Origin of the sequence: Nocardia sp. NRRL WC-3656, from assembly GCF_000720265.1 — a bacterium.
Lineage (GTDB): Bacteria > Actinomycetota > Actinomycetes > Mycobacteriales > Mycobacteriaceae > Nocardia > Nocardia nova.
The window spans coordinates 12526-27886 of record NZ_JOJF01000027.1 but is presented as its reverse complement, the minus strand read 5'-3'; the positions used below and the strand labels follow the sequence as shown (position 1 = coordinate 27886).

Below are 15361 nucleotides of genomic sequence, written 5' to 3'. Positions count from 1 at the left end.
ATAGAACCTGTTACTGTTCGCGCGTGCGGCTCGACATTTCCCCACCGTTGCAGCGCTGTTCGCCGAACCACCGCTGGGCGCGGGCTCCCCACAGGGCGGACGCGTGATCGCCGATTTCACCGAGCACTGGCTGCTCTACTGCTCGATTCCGGTGATCGCGGCCTTCATCGGCTGGACCACCAAACTCGTCGCCGTCGAAATGCTGTGCCGTCCATTGGAATTCCGCGGCATCCCACCCTGGTTCGGGTGGCAGGGCGTGATCCCGAAGGCGGCACCGCGGATGGCGACGATCGCGGTGGACCTGATGTTCTCGCGGCTGATAGATCCGCAGGAGATCCTCGGCCGCATCGACGTCGCCGAGCTCACCACCACCCTGCGCGAACCGCTCGACGACGCCGTCGCGCACACCGTCGACGAGCTGATGATGCGCTACGAACCGCGGCTGTGGGTGACCATGCCGCAGTTCGCCCGCGAGGCGATGATCCGCCGGGTCCAGCGCGATGTCCCCGACCTGATCGACGAGATCGTCACCGACCTGCGGACCAATCTCGACCAGATCATGGATCTGCGGTCCATCGCCATCGACACCCTGGTCAACGACAAGGCGCTGCTGGTGGAGATGGTGCGCCGGGTGGGCCATCACGAACTGCGCTTCATCGTGCGCTCCGGCCTGTTGTTCGGCACCCTGCTGGGCTTCGTCCAGATGATCACCTGGGCCTTCACCCACTCCTCGTGGCTGATGCCCCTGTTCGGCGGATTCACAGGCCTGGTCACCGACTGGCTGGCACTGCAGATGATCTTCCGGCCCGTGCGGCCGTGGCGGATCTTCGGCCGGGTCGGCTGGCAGGGCTTGTTCCACAAGCGCCGCGAACAGGTCTGCATCGACTACGGCGATCTGATCGCCACCGAAATCCTCACCCCGGCCAAGATGCTCGAGGCGGTCCTCAACGGCGAGCGCTCGGACCGGCTGGCGTCGATTCTGGCGCGACGGATGGACGAATTCATCGATATGCAGTCCGCACCCGCGCGACCGCTGGTGATGCTGGTCGCCGGCGATTCCATCACCCGGGTCAAACGCGAGATCGTCCCCGAGATGCTGGCCTACATCCGCAGTGCCGCAGCCGGATTCGAAGATCACGCGATGCGCACGCTGGATCTGCGCAATCTGGTGATCGAGAAGACCCGCCAGCTCACCGACGACGAATACGAAGGGTTGCTGCGCCCGGCGTTCAAACAGGACGAGTGGAAACTGGTCGCCATCGGCGGTGTGCTCGGCTTTCTGGTGGGTGAACTGCAGGTGCATCTGCTGCTCAGCTGAGGTCCCATACGCAGCGCGCTGACCTGCGGATTCGCGGTTGCGCGCCGCCATCGGCTATTGTTTTTCTCGCACCGCCGCGAGGCGGGATGCGGATGTAGCGCAGTTGGTAGCGCATCACCTTGCCAAGGTGAGGGTCGCGGGTTCGAATCCCGTCATCCGCTCCACGAAAGTACCGGACCGGTAGCGTCGAGCCATCCTGCTCGCAGCCGGAGTCCACATCTTCGAGCGCTTCTCCTTGTTCGGCAGGGACGAAGTTCCGATCCCGACAAGCTCCCAGCAGCGGGCAGTCGATCGCAGCCTCTCGGCGACCTCGATTCGTAAAATCCTGTGCGCGTTCCGCATTCGACTCCGCCGGGGCACCACTCACTGCCCGGCCGGCGTCTCGGCGAATCGCGATGTTGCTCGTAGCACCCACCTCAGGAAGGACGCATGTCCACCACTACCGAATCCGCGCTGGACGATCTGTATGCGGCCATCGAGAAATCCGCGCGGCTGGCGAACGTCGCCTGCACTCCGGACGCTGTGTGGCCGGTCCTGAGCGCATACGGCCCGATGCTCACGCAATCGGTGATCTCTTTCCGGGTGGTCACCCAAGCCCGTCGCTCGGGCGACCTCGACTATCGCTTTCTCACGCTGCCGAAAGACATCGACCCGTACGACATCGCGCGTTCGAACGGGCTGATCCCGGAGACCGATCATCCGATCGGCTCACTGCTGGACCAGGTCCGCACGCAATTCCCCGTGGACAGCTACGGCATCGACATCGGTGTCGCCGGCGGCTTCAAGAAGATCTGGCCGTTCTTTCCCGCGGACGGTGTGCAGAGCGTGCCGGAACTCGCCGCACTCCCCTCCATGCCGGCCGGTCTCGCCGACCACGCCGATATGTTCGCCCGGCACGGCCTGGCGGACAAGGTCGGCCTACTCGGCATCGACTACCACGACAAGACGATGAACGTGTACTTCCCCGGGCTTCCCGCCGACCACTTCGCACCCGACGCCGTCGCGTCGCTGCATCGGGATGCCGGATTCCCGGACCCCAGCGCGCAATTCCTCTCGCTCACGGCGAAGGCATTCGACATATACGCCACGTTCAGCTGGGAATCGTCGCGGATCGAGCGCCTGTGCTTCCCGGTCATCACATCCGACCCGGCCGCCCTGCCCGTCCCGATCGACCCGCGCTTCCTGGAACTCGCCGACCAGGTTCCCTACGCCACGAACGACCGCCGATTCACCTATGCCGCCACCTCGTCGCCCGAGGGCGAGTCCTACAAATTCAGCTGGTTCTACCAGTGGCAGCCCAGGATCCTGGACAAGATGAAGACATCCGATTCGTAACCGTTCGCGGCACACATGAATGTGCGGGACCGGGCCCCGCAGCGGAAACCCGGCCCCGCGGTCGGCTACCGGGTGTGGGTCGGCAGCCGACAGTCCGATCCCCCTATGTGCGCCCGCCGCAGACGATGTCGACAGCGCGCGCCAGGATGTCGAGTCCGTGATCCAACTCGGAATCCGTAATGGTCAGCGGCGGAAGCAGTTTCACCACCTCGTCGTTGGCGCCCGAGGTTTCCACGAGCAATCCCTCCTCGAAGGCGACCCGGCTCACCTTGCCCGCCTCGGAGGCGTCGTCGAAGACCAGGCCGTGCACCAGACCGCGGCCCCGCGTGGACAATCCGCCCACCGCATCCGTCACCCGCGCCAAGGCGGCGCGCACCCGCTCGCCGCGGGCCAGCGTGGAGAGCTCGAGCCGGTCGTCACGCCAGTACTCCTCCAGCGCCACCCGCGCCGTGACGAACGCGGGATTGTTACCGCGGAAGGTGCCGTTGTGCTCACCGGGCGCCCACTGGTCCAGCTCGCGTTTCATCAGCACCAGCGCCATCGGCAGGCCGTAGCCGCCGATCGACTTCGAGAGTGTGACGATATCCGGGGTGATGCCCGCGGTCTCGAAGGAGAAGAACGGTCCGGTCCGCCCGCAGCCCATCTGCACATCGTCGACGATCAGCAGAATTCCGCGCGTCGCGACCAACTCCGCGAGCCGGCGCAACCACTCGGCGCCGGCGATGTTCACCCCGCCCTCGCCCTGCACCGTCTCCACGATCACGGCCGCCGGTTTGTCCACCCCCGAGGACGTGTCGTCGAGCATCCGCTCGATCCACGCCAATTCGTCAGCACCACCCAGGTAGCCGTCGTAGGGCATCGGATGGACGTGCGGCAGCGGCACGCCGGCCCCGGCCCGCTTGGCGGCGTTGCCGGTCACGGCCAGCGCACCCAGCGTCATGCCGTGAAAGGCGTTGGTGAAATTCACCACGTTGCTGCGCCCGGTGATCTTGCGGGCCAGCTTCAGCGCCGCCTCCACCGCGTTCGCCCCGGTCGGGCCGGGGAATTGCACCTTGTAGTCGAACCCGCGCGGGACGAGGATCAGATCGCGCACCGCCTCGAGCAGATCACGCTTGGCGACCGTCGACATATCCAAGCCGTGAATGAGCCCGTCGCGGGACAGATAGTCCAGCAGGGCCGCCTTCAGGATCGGATTGTTGTGCCCGTAGTTGAGCGCGCCGGCTCCGGCGAAGAAGTCGAGGTATTCACGACCCTGCTCGTCACGGAGCCAGGCGCCGCGGGCGGTGTCGAAGACCGTCGGCCAGACCCGGCAGTATCCACGCACATCCGATTCCAGCGTTTCGAAAACGGTGGTCATAGGCGGTCCTCAGGGGCGGGAGCCACCGCGGCGACCCCAGTGTGAAACATGACTGTTTCTAACACTGCGATGGAGGTCGCGGCAAGGTTTTGCGCGAATCCACATCGACCCCGGCAACGGCCGGGACATCGCCCGGCGTGCCGCGACAGGCGGTGCCGGCAACCGTCGAGCATCCGAGCACGCCCGGCCATCGGGTGCGACGACCATACCGACCGCCCGGACTTCCCCACTCCGGTTCTTCGAAATTCGCTCGCCGAGTGAGCGACCACGTCGTATTCTGGACGACTTGTGCGCGCACTCTCGGGGGTTTATTCACGTCTGTTCGGCGCCGGCTTCAGGCGCCAATGGAATTACCGGTCGGCCGTCTTCGCGGGCCTGGCCGCCAATGTCGTCTTCGGCCTGATCCGCGCCGCGGTGATGATCGCGGCGGCGCGCTCCACACCGGGCTTCGGCGGCTACACCGGTGCGTCGATCGGCGCCTACGTGTGGTTGTCGCAGGCCATGCTGGGCGCCCTGCGGGTGATGGGGCCGCCGCACGATATCGCGGAGCGGGTACGCACCGGCGATGTGGCGGTCGATCTGCAACGTCCCATCGATATCCAATTCTTCTATCTGGCAACCGATCTCGGCGGTTCGTCGTGCACACTGGCACTGCGCGGCCTGCCCTCCGTCGCCACCGGTCTGATCACGGCGCAACTGGTGTTGCCCGGCACCTTCGCGCCGTATCTGCTCGGGGCCGTCAGTGTCGTTGCGGCCGTGACGCTTTCACTGCTGCTGTTGTTCTCGGTGAGCCTGCTGGGATTCTGGCTGATCGAGACGCGCGGGGTCAGAATGCTCTACCAGATCCTGTCCACGTTCCTCGCCGGTCTTTACGTACCCATCCACCTGTTTCCGGCGCCGTTGGCCGCTGCCGCACGATTGACCCCGTTTCCCTGGCTGCTCCAGGGCCCGGTCGACGTGATGTCCGGTCGCGCAACGGGTTCGGCGGCCTGGACGGTGATCGGCATGCAGGTGCTGTGGATCGTGATCGCGATCGGCATCGGCCGGGCTCTGATCGCGGCGGGCCGGCGCAAACTGGAGGTGCAGGGTGGCTGAGCTCGCACCGTACGGCAGCAGGCTCACACCCTATGTGGCCGTGCTGCGCTCGCGGATGCGCTCGCAGCGCGCCTATCCGCTGTCGTTCGCCACCGACCTGTTCTCCTCCCTGCTGATCGGCGTGGTCGAATTCGCCGAGATGTGGCTGATCTACCACAACGTCACGGCCTTGGGCGGGCTGAATTCGACCCAGATGCTGCTGCTGTTCGGCCTGTCCAACCTGAGCTTCGCGCTCGCGCAGATCGCCGTCGGTCACACCGACACCCTGGCGACCTACATTCGGCTGGGCACCCTCGACGCCTTCCATCTGCGACCCCAGCCCCTGCTGCTCCAGCTGATCACCAGCGATGTGTCGCTGCGGCGTCTGTCGCGGGCCACCGTCGCGGCGGCGGTCCTGACCGCCGGGCTGATCGGCAACGATATCGAGTGGAGCCCAGCGCATATCGCGCTCGCGGTGAGCAGCGTAATGAGCGGGATCGCCATCTTCGCCGGACTGTTCGTGTGCGCCGCGGGCCTGCAATTCCACCTGGTGGACGGCTCGGAACTCACCAACAGCTTCACCTACGGCGGATCCTTCGCCGCCCAGCAGCCGAGTTCGGTGTTCTCCGGACCGCTGCGGGCGCTGTTCGGATTCGCGATCCCGGTGTCGTTCGTCGCCTATCTGCCCACGATCGCGCTGCTCGGCCTGTCCGGACCGCGGTGGCTGCCCGCCGAGCTCGCCTGGTTCGGACCGCTTGCGGCACTGTGGGTTTGGATAATGGCCTCGACGCTGTGGCGCATCGGGGTACGCCACTATCAGGGAGGGGGCGGATGAACACCGTCGAAGTATCGGAACTGACCAGACAATTCGTGCTCCGGCGCACTGCGCGGGGCCGCCGCAGACGCGTGCGCGAGGTACTGACCGCCGTGGATTCGATGAGCTTTCGCATCGAATCCGGTTCGGCGGTCGGCTATATCGGTGCCAACGGAGCCGGCAAATCCACCACGATCAAGATGCTCACCGGCATCCTGGTGCCGACCTCGGGAACGGTGCGCACCTGCGGACTGGATCCGGTGCGCCGGCGGCGCGAACTGGCCGGCCGGATCGGCGTGGTGTTCGGACAGCGGTCACAGCTGTGGTGGGATCTGCCGCTGCGCGAATCGTTCACCATCCTGGCCGCGATCCATCGCCTGGAACCGGCTGCGGCCCGCCGCCGCACGGACGAACTCGTCGAACAGCTCGAGATGGCGCACACCCTCGACACCCCGGTCCGTCAGCTCTCCCTCGGTCAGCGCATGCGCGCCGAAATCGCCGCGGCGCTGCTGCATCGCCCGGAGCTGCTGATTCTCGACGAGCCGACCATCGGATTGGACGTACTGTCCAAACAGCGGCTGCGGGAGTTCCTGCGCCGGGAACGGGCGGACAGCGGCACCACCCTGCTGCTCACCACCCACGATATGGGCGATATCGAGCGCCTCTGTGACCGGGTGCTGGTGGTCGACCACGGCCGTCTCGCCTACGACGGCACGCTGCCGGGACTGGCGCGCACCGTCGGCGCGCGGCGCGTCCTGGTCGTCGATCTGGCCCGGCCCAGCGACGATCTCACCGACCTCGCGGGGGCGACACTGCTGGCGGCCGAGGCCGACGGCATGCGGCAGCGGCTGGCGTTCGATCCCGAAATCACCACCGCCGCCCAGCTTCTCGCCGCCATCTCGAACCGGGTCGAGGTGCGCGACCTGTCCATCGAGGAACCCGATATCGAGGATGTGGTGCGCCGCATCTACTCCGCCGGAGACGGCACCGCCCCGGCGCCGTCGGACGCCGGGGCGGTTGCCCGGGGCGCGATCCCCGGGGACGAGGCGGAATCAGCCGCCGAACGACCCGGTGAACAGGGTGTTCAGCACGCCGCTGAGGGCGGCGCTGCCGGTGTCGAGAAGGCCGTTCAGCGCGGCGCTACCGGTGTCGATGATGACCGGAATCATGCTTCTACCTCTCTCTAGGGGGCATAGGCCGTCGACGCCCTTGCCGGGCGATCGACCAGACCCACCCTGCTGGCCGGAGCTTAATCGCCGCTGGCCGGTAGCTGAGAGGGACGTAAGAGCCGCTGTGTGGAGTGTCTCCGTAACGAAAACGATTGCGGTGCCGATGGGAAATCGACTCTAGCGCTTGTCGTCTGGGCGATTGCTGTCCGACGAGTACAAGCTGACCTCACCGCCCTCGCCGAGAAATGCGTTGACCAGCATGATCCGCTCGGCCTGTATGGCGTCGGCGTCCGGTGCGGCGGTGGTGATCGAAATCTGCGGAATGGCAGCCCAGTTCACGACATAACGCTCGGGCGGACCTTCCGCGCCGGAGACGTGCGCGAGGCGAAAGACCGAGACTGTCCGACGTTCCATCAGATCTCGCACCACCTCGGCGATTCGCTCGGGATCTTCGAGAGCGAACAGGAAGCCGAAGGTCAGCTCCGGCGAAGAGACATAGGCGGGCACAAATCTTCAGGCTAGCCACCCGTGACCGGTCGCGCAGGCGCCGCGCCGCCGATGGTGGATCTTCGCGATCATGTGATCCCGGCGTGATGCGTATAACGATTGTCCGGCACCTTGGAGGTTCCGCGCGTCAACCGTTGCATGCCAAGTCAGGACACGCTTTCCTGAATATGTCCCCGCATTCGGACACGTCTTTCGCATCGTCGCGGATATCCCGGTTCGTACACCCGTGAGCAGTGCGACCGAACAGCCGGCGTCCGATTCCGCGGGACTACGCCGGAGCCGAGGGGAGCCCCTCCCCGAAAACCTCCTCGGCCCTGGCGTAACCAGATTCCGACCGCTGAGACGAGGGTGGGAGACGATGGCGACCGCATACGCCGGTGACAACGACGCGACCGGCGCACTTCCGTCGGTATCCGCACTACTGCGCGCATTCCGGTCCACGACGCCACCGCCCGGCGACCATCCGGTGCTGGAGGTGGCCCGGCAGCTGGTCCACTGCCACGAACTACGCCGGCACGCCTACCGGGAGGCGCAGGCGCCGAAGGCGTCGAGCGCGCGGGTGGCCGGCGCCAGCCGCCTGGTCGACCACATCGATCGCGAACGCACCCGGCTGGTCGAATGTATCGACGTCTGGGTGGCCGACAACATCGCGCACCGCGAGGGCGCCTCGCTGCATACCGAAACCCTCGGTGCGGTCATCGACCGGATGGCCGGAAAATGGGTCGCCGCCCATCATGCGCTCGGACTGCCCGCCTCGAACCATCCGACGGACGAACTCCCCGCCTCCACACCGGACGGCGAGGCACACCTGCACTGGGTGCGCCTCGCCGAACTGGCCGACGGCTACAAGGATCTGATCACCGATATCGCCGAACACCGGCGTCGGCTGCCGGTGTTCTGACTCCGCTCAGTGCTTCGGATCGACGATTTCCACATCGGCATCGATGATGGGCTGAGCCGCATTCACATTCGCCGCCGAGTCGGGCTCGTCGATCAACACATCCGGTTCGTCGCGACCGGTGTTCACCCCGGCCGCCGCCTCCCGATCACGGTGCGCCGCGGCCGCGGCCTCCCGCATTTCGATGGCGTCGGTGATCCAGTCACCGATTTCGCGCGTCACTTCCGAAACCGTGCCGGTAATGATCGTTGCGATATTGCCGACGTGTCGTGCCCCGGAGGCCGTCAGCTCCTGGATCAGATCCTTGTTGCTCTCGAATTTTCCGATCATCTACCCGCCCACCTCGCTCGGCTCGACCTGCCGCTCTCGCATCACGATAACACCAGGCTGCGAGCCTTTCCCGACGATGGCCGGGGGAAGGGCGAGCGTGCAGATCTTGAGCCAGACCGAGCCGACCTGCTTGCTGAACCGGCCGGTGTTGTAGGGCAGGCCGTACTTCTCGCACAGTGCGCGCACCTCGGGTGCGATCTCCGGATAGCGGTTGGCCGGCAGATCCGGGAACAGGTGGTGTTCGATCTGGTGGGACAGGTTGCCCGACAGGATGTGGAACAGTTTGCTGCCGCTGATGTTGGCCGAGCCGAGCATCTGCCGCACGTACCACTCGCCGCGCGTCTCGTTCTCGGTCTCCTCTTCGGTGAACGTCTGTACGCCCGACGGGAAGTGTCCGCAGAAGATGATCGAGTATGCCCAGACGTTGCGCACCAGGTTGGCGGTCACGTTGCCGGCCAGGGTGGAGACGAACAGCGGGCCGCTCAGCAGCGGGAAGACGATGTAGTCCTTGAGCACCTGCCGGCCCGCCTTGCGGATCTGCCCCTTGGCCAGGCGCTTGATATCCGACCACTTCCGCTTGCCCTTGACGATGTTGTCGGCCTCGAGGTCGTGCAGCATCACGCCCCATTCGAACAACAGCATCAGCGCGAGCGCGTACACCGGGTTGCCCAGGTAGTACGGGTTCCACTGCTGGCCCTCGTCGATACGCAGCACGCCGTAGCCGATGTCGCGGTCACGACCGTGGATGTTGGTGTAAGTGTGGTGCATGTAGTTGTGCGAATGCTTCCACTGATCGGCCGGGCACACCGTATCCCATTCGAACACACGGGAATTGAGGCCGGGTTCGCGCATCCAGTCCCACTGGCCGTGCATGACGTTGTGGCCGATCTCCATATTGTCCAGAATCTTGGACAGGCTCAGCGCCGCCACCCCGGCCAGCCAGAACGGCGGCAGGAAGCCCAGGTACATCAGTCCGCGCCCGGCGATCTCGAACCCGCGCTGCGCCTTGATGATCGAGTAGATGTATTCGCGGTCGCGCTCCCCCAGATCAGCGGTGATGCGGTCGCGCAGCGCGTCCAGCTCCCGGCCGATCTCGGCGACCTGTTCCGGCGAAAGGACCAGCGGTCCGTTCTCGGTTTCGGTGAGTATGGTCATGACGGTTCTCCCCTTTCAGATTTCGATGTCGACGTCGCCGACCGCGGCGCTGATGCACAGCTGGATCGGCTGGTCGGGATCGCTGTCCACTTCGCCGCTGCGCAGATTGCGGGTGCAGCCGGACCGCTTGACCGCCGTGCAGGAGAAGCAGATACCCATCCGGCACCCGAACTCCGGCGTCAATCCGGCCGATTCGGCCTGTTCGAGCAGGCTCGCACCGGTGTTCTCCGACTGCTTGCCGCTCACCGAGAAGGTGGTGACGCCCTCGACGTCGGTGGTGTCGGCCGGCGCGGCGGTGAGGACGAATTCCTCACTGTGCAGCCGGTCGTCGAGGCCTTCGGCCTGATAGATGCGGCGCACGGACTCCATCAGCGGCGGCGGGCCGCAGACGTAGGTCTGAGCGGTCGCGAAGAACGGCGCGATGCGCGACAGTTCGTCGTAGTCGAGGAACTTCGCGCCGGGCACGGTCGCGCAGTTCCACGGTGCGCCGTCCAGCCGCTCGGATCGGGCCAGTTCCGGATAACCCAGCACGATGTCGACGTTGTCGTGGCGGCGGGCGATATCGGCGAGCAGGTCCCGATGCGGCACCTCCTGGGGTGAGCGGGCGTAGTGCAGGAATACCACGTCACCGCGGTACCCCTCGGCCACCAGGGTGGACAGCATCGACAGCACCGGCGTGATGCCGCTGCCACCGCTGATCAGCACCACCCTGTCCGGTCGCCGCTCCGGCAGCCGGAACACACCGGACGCGGGCGCCAGGTCCACGACCATGCCCCGCTTCGCGTGCCGGTGCAGATACTGCGACACCAGCCCCTCCGGATGCGCCTTCACGGTCAGCGTGAGGGTGCGGCGCGGGCCGGCCTCGGCATCGATCGGCGAATAGCAGCGGGTGTGCTTCACTCCGTCGATCAGCACGCCCACCTGCACGAACTGACCGGCCTCGTGCCCGGCCCACTGCCGGGTCGGACGGAGTGTGAGGGTCACCGAACCGGGCACCGACCGATCCACGCCGATGATCTCGGCCCGCATATCGCGCAGCGTCAGTGTCGGTCGCACCAACTCCAGATACCGGTCGAGCGGGTGCGGCGAGGTCAGTGTCTGGACCAGATCGAGCAGTCCCACCATGCGGTTCTCCCCAGCCTTCGTCTGTTGATCACGTGCACCTATTTCGGTGCACATCTGTACACTCAACTAGTGTGCCTGGCGGTACCGCAATAGTTCAACCTGCATCTGCTGTGACCGATGCAACATCTCCATGAATGGACCAATCGTGAACGGATGTATGCTCAGCGAGATGAGCGAGCAGGCCGAAACCCGAGTCGAGCGCAAGGAGCGCACGCGGCGAGCGCTGCTGGACGGCACGCTGGCCCTGGCTGCCGAGCGCGGATTCGCGGCGCTGAGCCTGCGTGAGATCGCCCGCTCGGCCGGGATCGTGCCCACCGCCTTCTATCGCCACTTCGATTCCCTCGACGAATTGGGAACCGCCCTGGTCGACGAGGGCGTGCGACAGTTGCGCCTGGCGCTGCGGCACTTGCGCCGCACCCCGGACGCACGCCTGGCCGAAACGGTGCGATTCGTCTTCGCTCAGATCGCCGGCCGCGAGGACCTCTACGGCTTCCTCATCCGCGAACGCCACGGCGGCGCACCGGCGCTACGCTCCGCGATAGCCTCCGAAATGCAGTTGATCACAAGGGAATTGGTGGTCGACATGTCGCGGATTCCGGCGCTGGACGCATGGCCGACCGATGATCTGGAACTGGCCGCCGACCTGATCGTCTCCACCGTCGCCGACCATATCGCCGACTTCGTCGCCGTCCCCTTGCGCGACCGCCCGCAACTCGTCGATCGCACCGTCGGTCAGGTGCGGATGATCGCCCTGGGCATGGCCGCCTGGAAACCGCATACTGCCTGAGCGCCCCTCGGACAGAAGGACGCCCCGCGGACCTCGCGGTCATGCGAGGCGCCCTTCCCGTATCCGAGATAGTGCAGAGCACCGCGGGTGATGATACAGAAAACTGCACGTCCTCACAGGATTCTCGCAGTTCCGGCTCCCCTGGCCGGGAATATGCACCACGTTGCATAGTACAGCGGGTATCGGTTAACCTCACCGCATGGCCCTCGAACACGCGCTGCTGGTATCGCTGAGCGAGCGGGCCGGTTCGGGGTACGAACTGGCGCGCCGATTCGACAAATCGATCGGATTCTTCTGGAGCGCAACGCATCAGCAGATCTACCGGGTGCTCAAGCGCATGGAGGAACGCGGCTGGGTCACCGGCGAGGCGATCGCTCAGGACGGGCGGCCCGACAAGAAGGTCTACACCGTCAGCGCCGCCGGAGATGCCGAACTGGCGCGCTGGATTGCGGAGCCGACCGACGATATCGGCCCGCTGCGCAGCGAATTGGGCGTGAAGATCCGCGCCGCCGCACACGGCGATCCGGACGCGTTGCGCGCCGAGGTCGAACGTCATCGCGATCACCACGCCCAGCGGCTGGAGCTGTACCGCCTCATCGAGAAGAAGGACTTTCCCGCCCCGGACCGGCTCACCGGCACCGCCCTGTACCAGTACCTGGTGCTGCGTGGCGGTATCCGGGTCGAGGTCGGCTTCGTCGAATGGTGCGACGAGGTACTGGCCGGTCTGCGGGGTGTGTCGCGCTCGTCGTCGCCCGATCCGGAAGCCTCAGCCCCGCAACCGGATTCCGTTTCCGAAAGGTAATCCCATGACCGCGAATTCCGATTCGCCGCATTCGTATCCGCATCTGTTCGAGCCGCTCGACCTGGGCCACACCACCCTGCGCAACCGGGTGGTCATGGGTTCGATGCACACCGGCCTGGAAGATCGCGCCTGGGATACCAACCGGCTGGCCGCCTATTTCGCCGAGCGCGCCCGCGGCGGCGTGGGCCTGATCATCACCGGCGGTTACGCTCCCAACCGCGAGGGCTGGCTGCTGCCGCTGGGCGCCAAACTCACCAACAAGACCGAGGCCTACCGGCATCGCGCGATCACCCGGGCGGTGCACGCCGAGGGCGGCAAGATCGCCCTGCAGATTCTGCACGCCGGGCGCTATGCCTATGTGCCGTTCAGTGTTTCGGCTTCCTCGATCAAGGCGCCGATCAACCCGTTCCGCCCTCGCAAACTCTCCGACAAGGGAGTCGAGCGCACCATCGAGGACTACGTGCGGTGTGCGCGGCTGGCGAAGTTCGCCGGATACGACGGCGTCGAGATCATGGGTGGCGAGGGATATCTGATCAACCAGTTCCTCGCGCCGCGCACCAACAAGCGCACCGATCGCTGGGGCGGGTCGGCGGAGAACCGGCGGCGGTTCCCCTTGGAGATCGTGCGCCGGATCCGGGCCGCGGTCGGCGCGGACTTCGTCATCGTGTTCCGGCTGTCGATGGCGGAATTCGTCGAACACGGCCAGACCGAACCCGAAATCCTAGCGCTGGCAACCGAATTGGAGACAGCGGGCGTCAGCATCATCAACACCGACATCGGCTGGCACGAGGCACGGGTGCCGACGATCGTCACCTCGGTGCCGCGCGCGGCCTTCGTCGAATTCACCGCGAAAATCACCGCGCGCGTGAACATTCCGGTCTGCGCCTCGAACCGGATCAACATGCCCGAGACCGCGGAGGAGATCCTCACCCGTGGCGACGCCGATCTGGTGTCGCTGGCCCGGCCGTTGCTGGCCGACCCGGAGTGGGCAGCCAAGGCCCGCGCCGCCCGCGACGACGAGATCAACACCTGCATCGCCTGCAACCAGGCCTGCCTGGACCACGCCTTCGTCCACAAAACCGTGTCCTGCCTGTTGAATCCGCGGGCCGGCCACGAAACCGAACTGCGCCTGCTGCCCACCCGGCGGATGCAGCGCATCGCGGTCGTGGGCGCGGGGCCGGCGGGACTGTCGGCGGCGGTGAACCTGGCCGAACGCGGCCACAAGGTGGATCTGTTCGAAGCCGACGACAAGATCGGCGGACAGTTCGATATCGCGCGGCGGATTCCGGGCAAGGAGGAATTCAACGAGACGATCCGGTACTTCACCCGCAAGCTGGAACTCGCCGGGGTGCGAGTATTCCTGAACCGCCGGGTGAGCGCCGTTGAGTTGATCGAAGGCCGCTACGACCACGTGGTGCTCGCCACCGGCGTGCGCCCGCGTATCCCGAACATTCCGGGTATCGACCATCCGAAGGTGCTCACCTACGCCGAACTCGTGCGCGAGGAGAAGCCGGTCGGTAAGAAGGTCGCGGTGATCGGGGCGGGCGGAATCGGTTACGACGTCAGCGAATTCCTCACCGTCGAGGGGCATCCGGCGCTGAAGCTCGACGAATGGAAACAGGAGTGGGGTGTCACCGCCGACGATCCGGAGGCCCCGGGGCAGCTGACCGCCGCGCGTCCCTCGCCCGCGCCCCGCGATGTCGTACTGCTGCAACGGAAGTCGACTCCGTTCGGCAAGAGCCTGGGCAAGACCACCGGCTGGGTGCATCGTGCGGCGGTGAAGGCGAAGGGCGTCGAGCAGATCGGCGGCGTCAACTACGAACGCATCGACGATCACGGGTTGCACATCAGTTTCGGTGACAAGCGGAATCGGCCCACCGTCATCGAATGTGACAACGTGATCCTCTGTGCCGGACAGGAATCGGTGCGGGATCTGGTCGATCCGCTGCAGCAGGCGGGGGTGCGCATCCATCTGATCGGCGGCGCCGATGTGGCAGCCGAACTCGATGCCAAGCGGGCCATCGATCAGGGCACCCGCCTGGCGGCGGCGCTGTAATGGCGATTCTCACCCGTCTGGGACTTCCGGGCGACGAGAAGTCCTGGGCCGCATTGGGTTTCGAGGTCGAGGACGGGATGATGCGGATCGGGCGAATCTCCTGCACGCTCGGCGTCGGCACCGGCTGGGGATTCGAGGGGATCGAGTCCGACGCGGCGACACTGGGTGTGCCCGAGCTACTGCACGACGTCGAGACCGAGACGGCCCATCCCAACGGGGTGACCTTCGTCGACCACGTCGTCTACTGGGTACCGGATCTGGACGAATCCGTGACCGCGCTGAACGCCGTGCTGGGGATCGGCCCGCGACGGCGCTTCCACCCGCGCGGTCCGGACGGCCCCGAAATGGCGTTCTATCGGGTCGGCGAGGCGTTCCTGGAGGTCGTCGCCGCCCCGACGAAGCGGCCCGCGCTGGTCGGCGTCGCCTTCGGCACTCCGGATCTCGATGCCACGGTGACGGCGGTGCGTGCGGTCGGCGGCCCGGTCGGGGATCCGAAGCCGGCGGTGCAGGGTGGCCGGATCGCCGGGGTCTGGCACGGGCATATCGACTGGGGGGTCGCCTTCCTCGAGCCCAAGCCCCGCGGCGAGGGGAAGTCCGGCGCCGCGGATGAGGGCACCCGGTAGGCTCGGCGACC

At 66.2% G+C, this 15361-nt stretch carries 15 protein-coding genes and 1 tRNA gene; 11 read left to right on the top strand and 5 right to left on the bottom strand.

The genetic code is table 11. The annotated features are described in order from the left end of the window. The first annotated feature begins 103 nt into the window (after positions 1–103). The 3 genes from IG65_RS0127460 (at position 104) to IG65_RS0127450 (ending at position 2653) form a co-directional block, all read left to right on the top strand. Positions 104–1318 (top strand): DUF445 domain-containing protein, encoded by a 1215-nt coding sequence (locus IG65_RS0127460; RefSeq protein WP_030517846.1) that lies wholly within the window; start codon positions 104–106, stop codon positions 1316–1318. An 88-nt stretch (positions 1319–1406) separates the two neighbouring features. Continuing rightward, positions 1407–1482 (top strand) — tRNA-Gly (locus tag IG65_RS0127455). Positions 1483–1747: 265 nt separating this feature from the next. Beyond that, positions 1748–2653 carry an aromatic prenyltransferase gene (locus IG65_RS0127450; RefSeq protein ID WP_030517845.1) on the top strand — a complete coding sequence of 302 codons (906 nt, stop codon included), beginning with the start codon at positions 1748–1750 and terminating at the stop codon, positions 2651–2653. A gap of 103 nt (positions 2654–2756) precedes the next feature. Here the strand turns inward: IG65_RS0127450 and ectB are convergent, their stop codons facing one another. Further along, positions 2757–4010, bottom strand: a complete 1254-nt coding sequence (gene ectB, locus IG65_RS0127445) for a diaminobutyrate--2-oxoglutarate transaminase (protein ID WP_030517844.1) — start codon at positions 4008–4010, stop codon at positions 2757–2759. Between the two features lie 288 nt (positions 4011–4298). Between ectB and IG65_RS0127440 the strand changes: the two genes are divergently transcribed. The 3 genes from IG65_RS0127440 to IG65_RS0127430 are packed head-to-tail and all read left to right on the top strand — an operon-like array spanning position 4299 to position 7085. Beyond that, positions 4299–5105 (top strand): ABC-2 family transporter protein, encoded by an 807-nt coding sequence (locus IG65_RS0127440; protein WP_030517843.1) that lies wholly within the window; start codon positions 4299–4301, stop codon positions 5103–5105. After that, positions 5098–5919, top strand: coding sequence for an ABC-2 family transporter protein (locus IG65_RS0127435; protein ID WP_030517842.1), 822 nt, complete (start codon positions 5098–5100; stop codon positions 5917–5919). The genes IG65_RS0127440 and IG65_RS0127435 overlap by 8 nt, the downstream gene beginning before the upstream one ends. Next, entirely contained in the window at positions 5916–7085 is a 1170-nt protein-coding gene (locus IG65_RS0127430) for an ATP-binding cassette domain-containing protein (RefSeq protein ID WP_231509464.1), read from the top strand. Before IG65_RS0127435 ends, IG65_RS0127430 begins: the two co-directional genes overlap by 4 nt. Positions 7086–7244: 159 nt before the next feature. Here IG65_RS0127430 and IG65_RS0127425 read toward each other — a convergent pair whose 3' ends face one another. Then, positions 7245–7574: a hypothetical protein gene (locus IG65_RS0127425; RefSeq protein ID WP_030517840.1), complete on the bottom strand. Its 330-nt coding sequence runs from the start codon at positions 7572–7574 to the stop codon at positions 7245–7247. A gap of 358 nt (positions 7575–7932) precedes the next feature. Here IG65_RS0127425 and IG65_RS0127420 point away from each other — a divergent pair, with 358 nt between their 5' ends. Beyond that, on the top strand, positions 7933–8475 hold the full coding sequence (locus tag IG65_RS0127420; protein WP_030517839.1) for a DUF4254 domain-containing protein: 543 nt from the start codon (positions 7933–7935) through the stop codon (positions 8473–8475). 6 nt (positions 8476–8481) lie between these two features. Here the strand turns inward: IG65_RS0127420 and IG65_RS0127415 are convergent, their stop codons facing one another. Genes IG65_RS0127415 through IG65_RS0127405 form a run of 3 tightly spaced genes read right to left on the bottom strand, consistent with a single transcriptional unit; the run spans position 8482 to position 11082 of the window. Then, positions 8482–8802, bottom strand: a complete 321-nt coding sequence (locus tag IG65_RS0127415; protein WP_030517838.1) for a hypothetical protein — start codon at positions 8800–8802, stop codon at positions 8482–8484. Beyond that, positions 8803–9957, bottom strand: coding sequence for an acyl-CoA desaturase (locus IG65_RS0127410; protein ID WP_030517837.1), 1155 nt, complete (start codon positions 9955–9957; stop codon positions 8803–8805). Between the two features lie 15 nt (positions 9958–9972). Further along, on the bottom strand, positions 9973–11082 hold the full coding sequence (locus IG65_RS0127405) for a ferredoxin reductase (protein WP_030517836.1): 1110 nt from the start codon (positions 11080–11082) through the stop codon (positions 9973–9975). A 169-nt stretch (positions 11083–11251) separates the two neighbouring features. Here IG65_RS0127405 and IG65_RS0127400 point away from each other — a divergent pair, with 169 nt between their 5' ends. The 4 genes from IG65_RS0127400 to IG65_RS0127385 all read left to right on the top strand — a co-directional run bounded on the left by IG65_RS0127400 (position 11252) and on the right by IG65_RS0127385 (position 15350). After that, entirely contained in the window at positions 11252–11869 is a 618-nt protein-coding gene (locus IG65_RS0127400; protein WP_036525890.1) for a TetR family transcriptional regulator, read from the top strand. 199 nt (positions 11870–12068) lie between these two features. Then, positions 12069–12671: a PadR family transcriptional regulator gene (locus tag IG65_RS0127395; protein ID WP_030517834.1), complete on the top strand. Its 603-nt coding sequence runs from the start codon at positions 12069–12071 to the stop codon at positions 12669–12671. 4 nt (positions 12672–12675) lie between these two features. Next, a complete protein-coding gene (locus IG65_RS0127390; RefSeq protein WP_030517833.1) occupies positions 12676–14727 on the top strand; it encodes an NADPH-dependent 2,4-dienoyl-CoA reductase in 2052 nt (683 codons plus the stop codon). Further along, positions 14727–15350 (top strand): VOC family protein, encoded by a 624-nt coding sequence (locus IG65_RS0127385; RefSeq protein WP_030517832.1) that lies wholly within the window; start codon positions 14727–14729, stop codon positions 15348–15350. The genes IG65_RS0127390 and IG65_RS0127385 overlap by 1 nt, the downstream gene beginning before the upstream one ends. Positions 15351–15361: the final 11 nt, after the last annotated feature.

Excerpts from the sequence above, each read along its gene's own strand:
- IG65_RS0127405 (WP_030517836.1), bottom strand. The coding sequence starts at position 11,082 with ATGGTGGGACTGCTCGATCTGGTCCAGACACTGACCTCGCCGCACCCG.
- IG65_RS0127395 (WP_030517834.1), top strand. The coding sequence starts at position 12,069 with ATGGCCCTCGAACACGCGCTGCTGGTATCGCTGAGCGAGCGGGCCGGT.
- IG65_RS0127450 (WP_030517845.1), top strand. The coding sequence starts at position 1,748 with ATGTCCACCACTACCGAATCCGCGCTGGACGATCTGTATGCGGCCATC.
- IG65_RS0127390 (WP_030517833.1), top strand. The coding sequence starts at position 12,676 with ATGACCGCGAATTCCGATTCGCCGCATTCGTATCCGCATCTGTTCGAG.
- IG65_RS0127430 (WP_231509464.1), top strand. The coding sequence starts at position 5,916 with ATGAACACCGTCGAAGTATCGGAACTGACCAGACAATTCGTGCTCCGG.
- IG65_RS0127400 (WP_036525890.1), top strand. The coding sequence starts at position 11,252 with ATGAGCGAGCAGGCCGAAACCCGAGTCGAGCGCAAGGAGCGCACGCGG.
- IG65_RS0127385 (WP_030517832.1), top strand. The coding sequence starts at position 14,727 with ATGGCGATTCTCACCCGTCTGGGACTTCCGGGCGACGAGAAGTCCTGG.
- IG65_RS0127415 (WP_030517838.1), bottom strand. The coding sequence starts at position 8,802 with ATGATCGGAAAATTCGAGAGCAACAAGGATCTGATCCAGGAGCTGACG.
- IG65_RS0127420 (WP_030517839.1), top strand. The coding sequence starts at position 7,933 with ATGGCGACCGCATACGCCGGTGACAACGACGCGACCGGCGCACTTCCG.
- IG65_RS0127410 (WP_030517837.1), bottom strand. The coding sequence starts at position 9,957 with ATGACCATACTCACCGAAACCGAGAACGGACCGCTGGTCCTTTCGCCG.
- ectB (WP_030517844.1), bottom strand. The coding sequence starts at position 4,010 with ATGACCACCGTTTTCGAAACGCTGGAATCGGATGTGCGTGGATACTGC.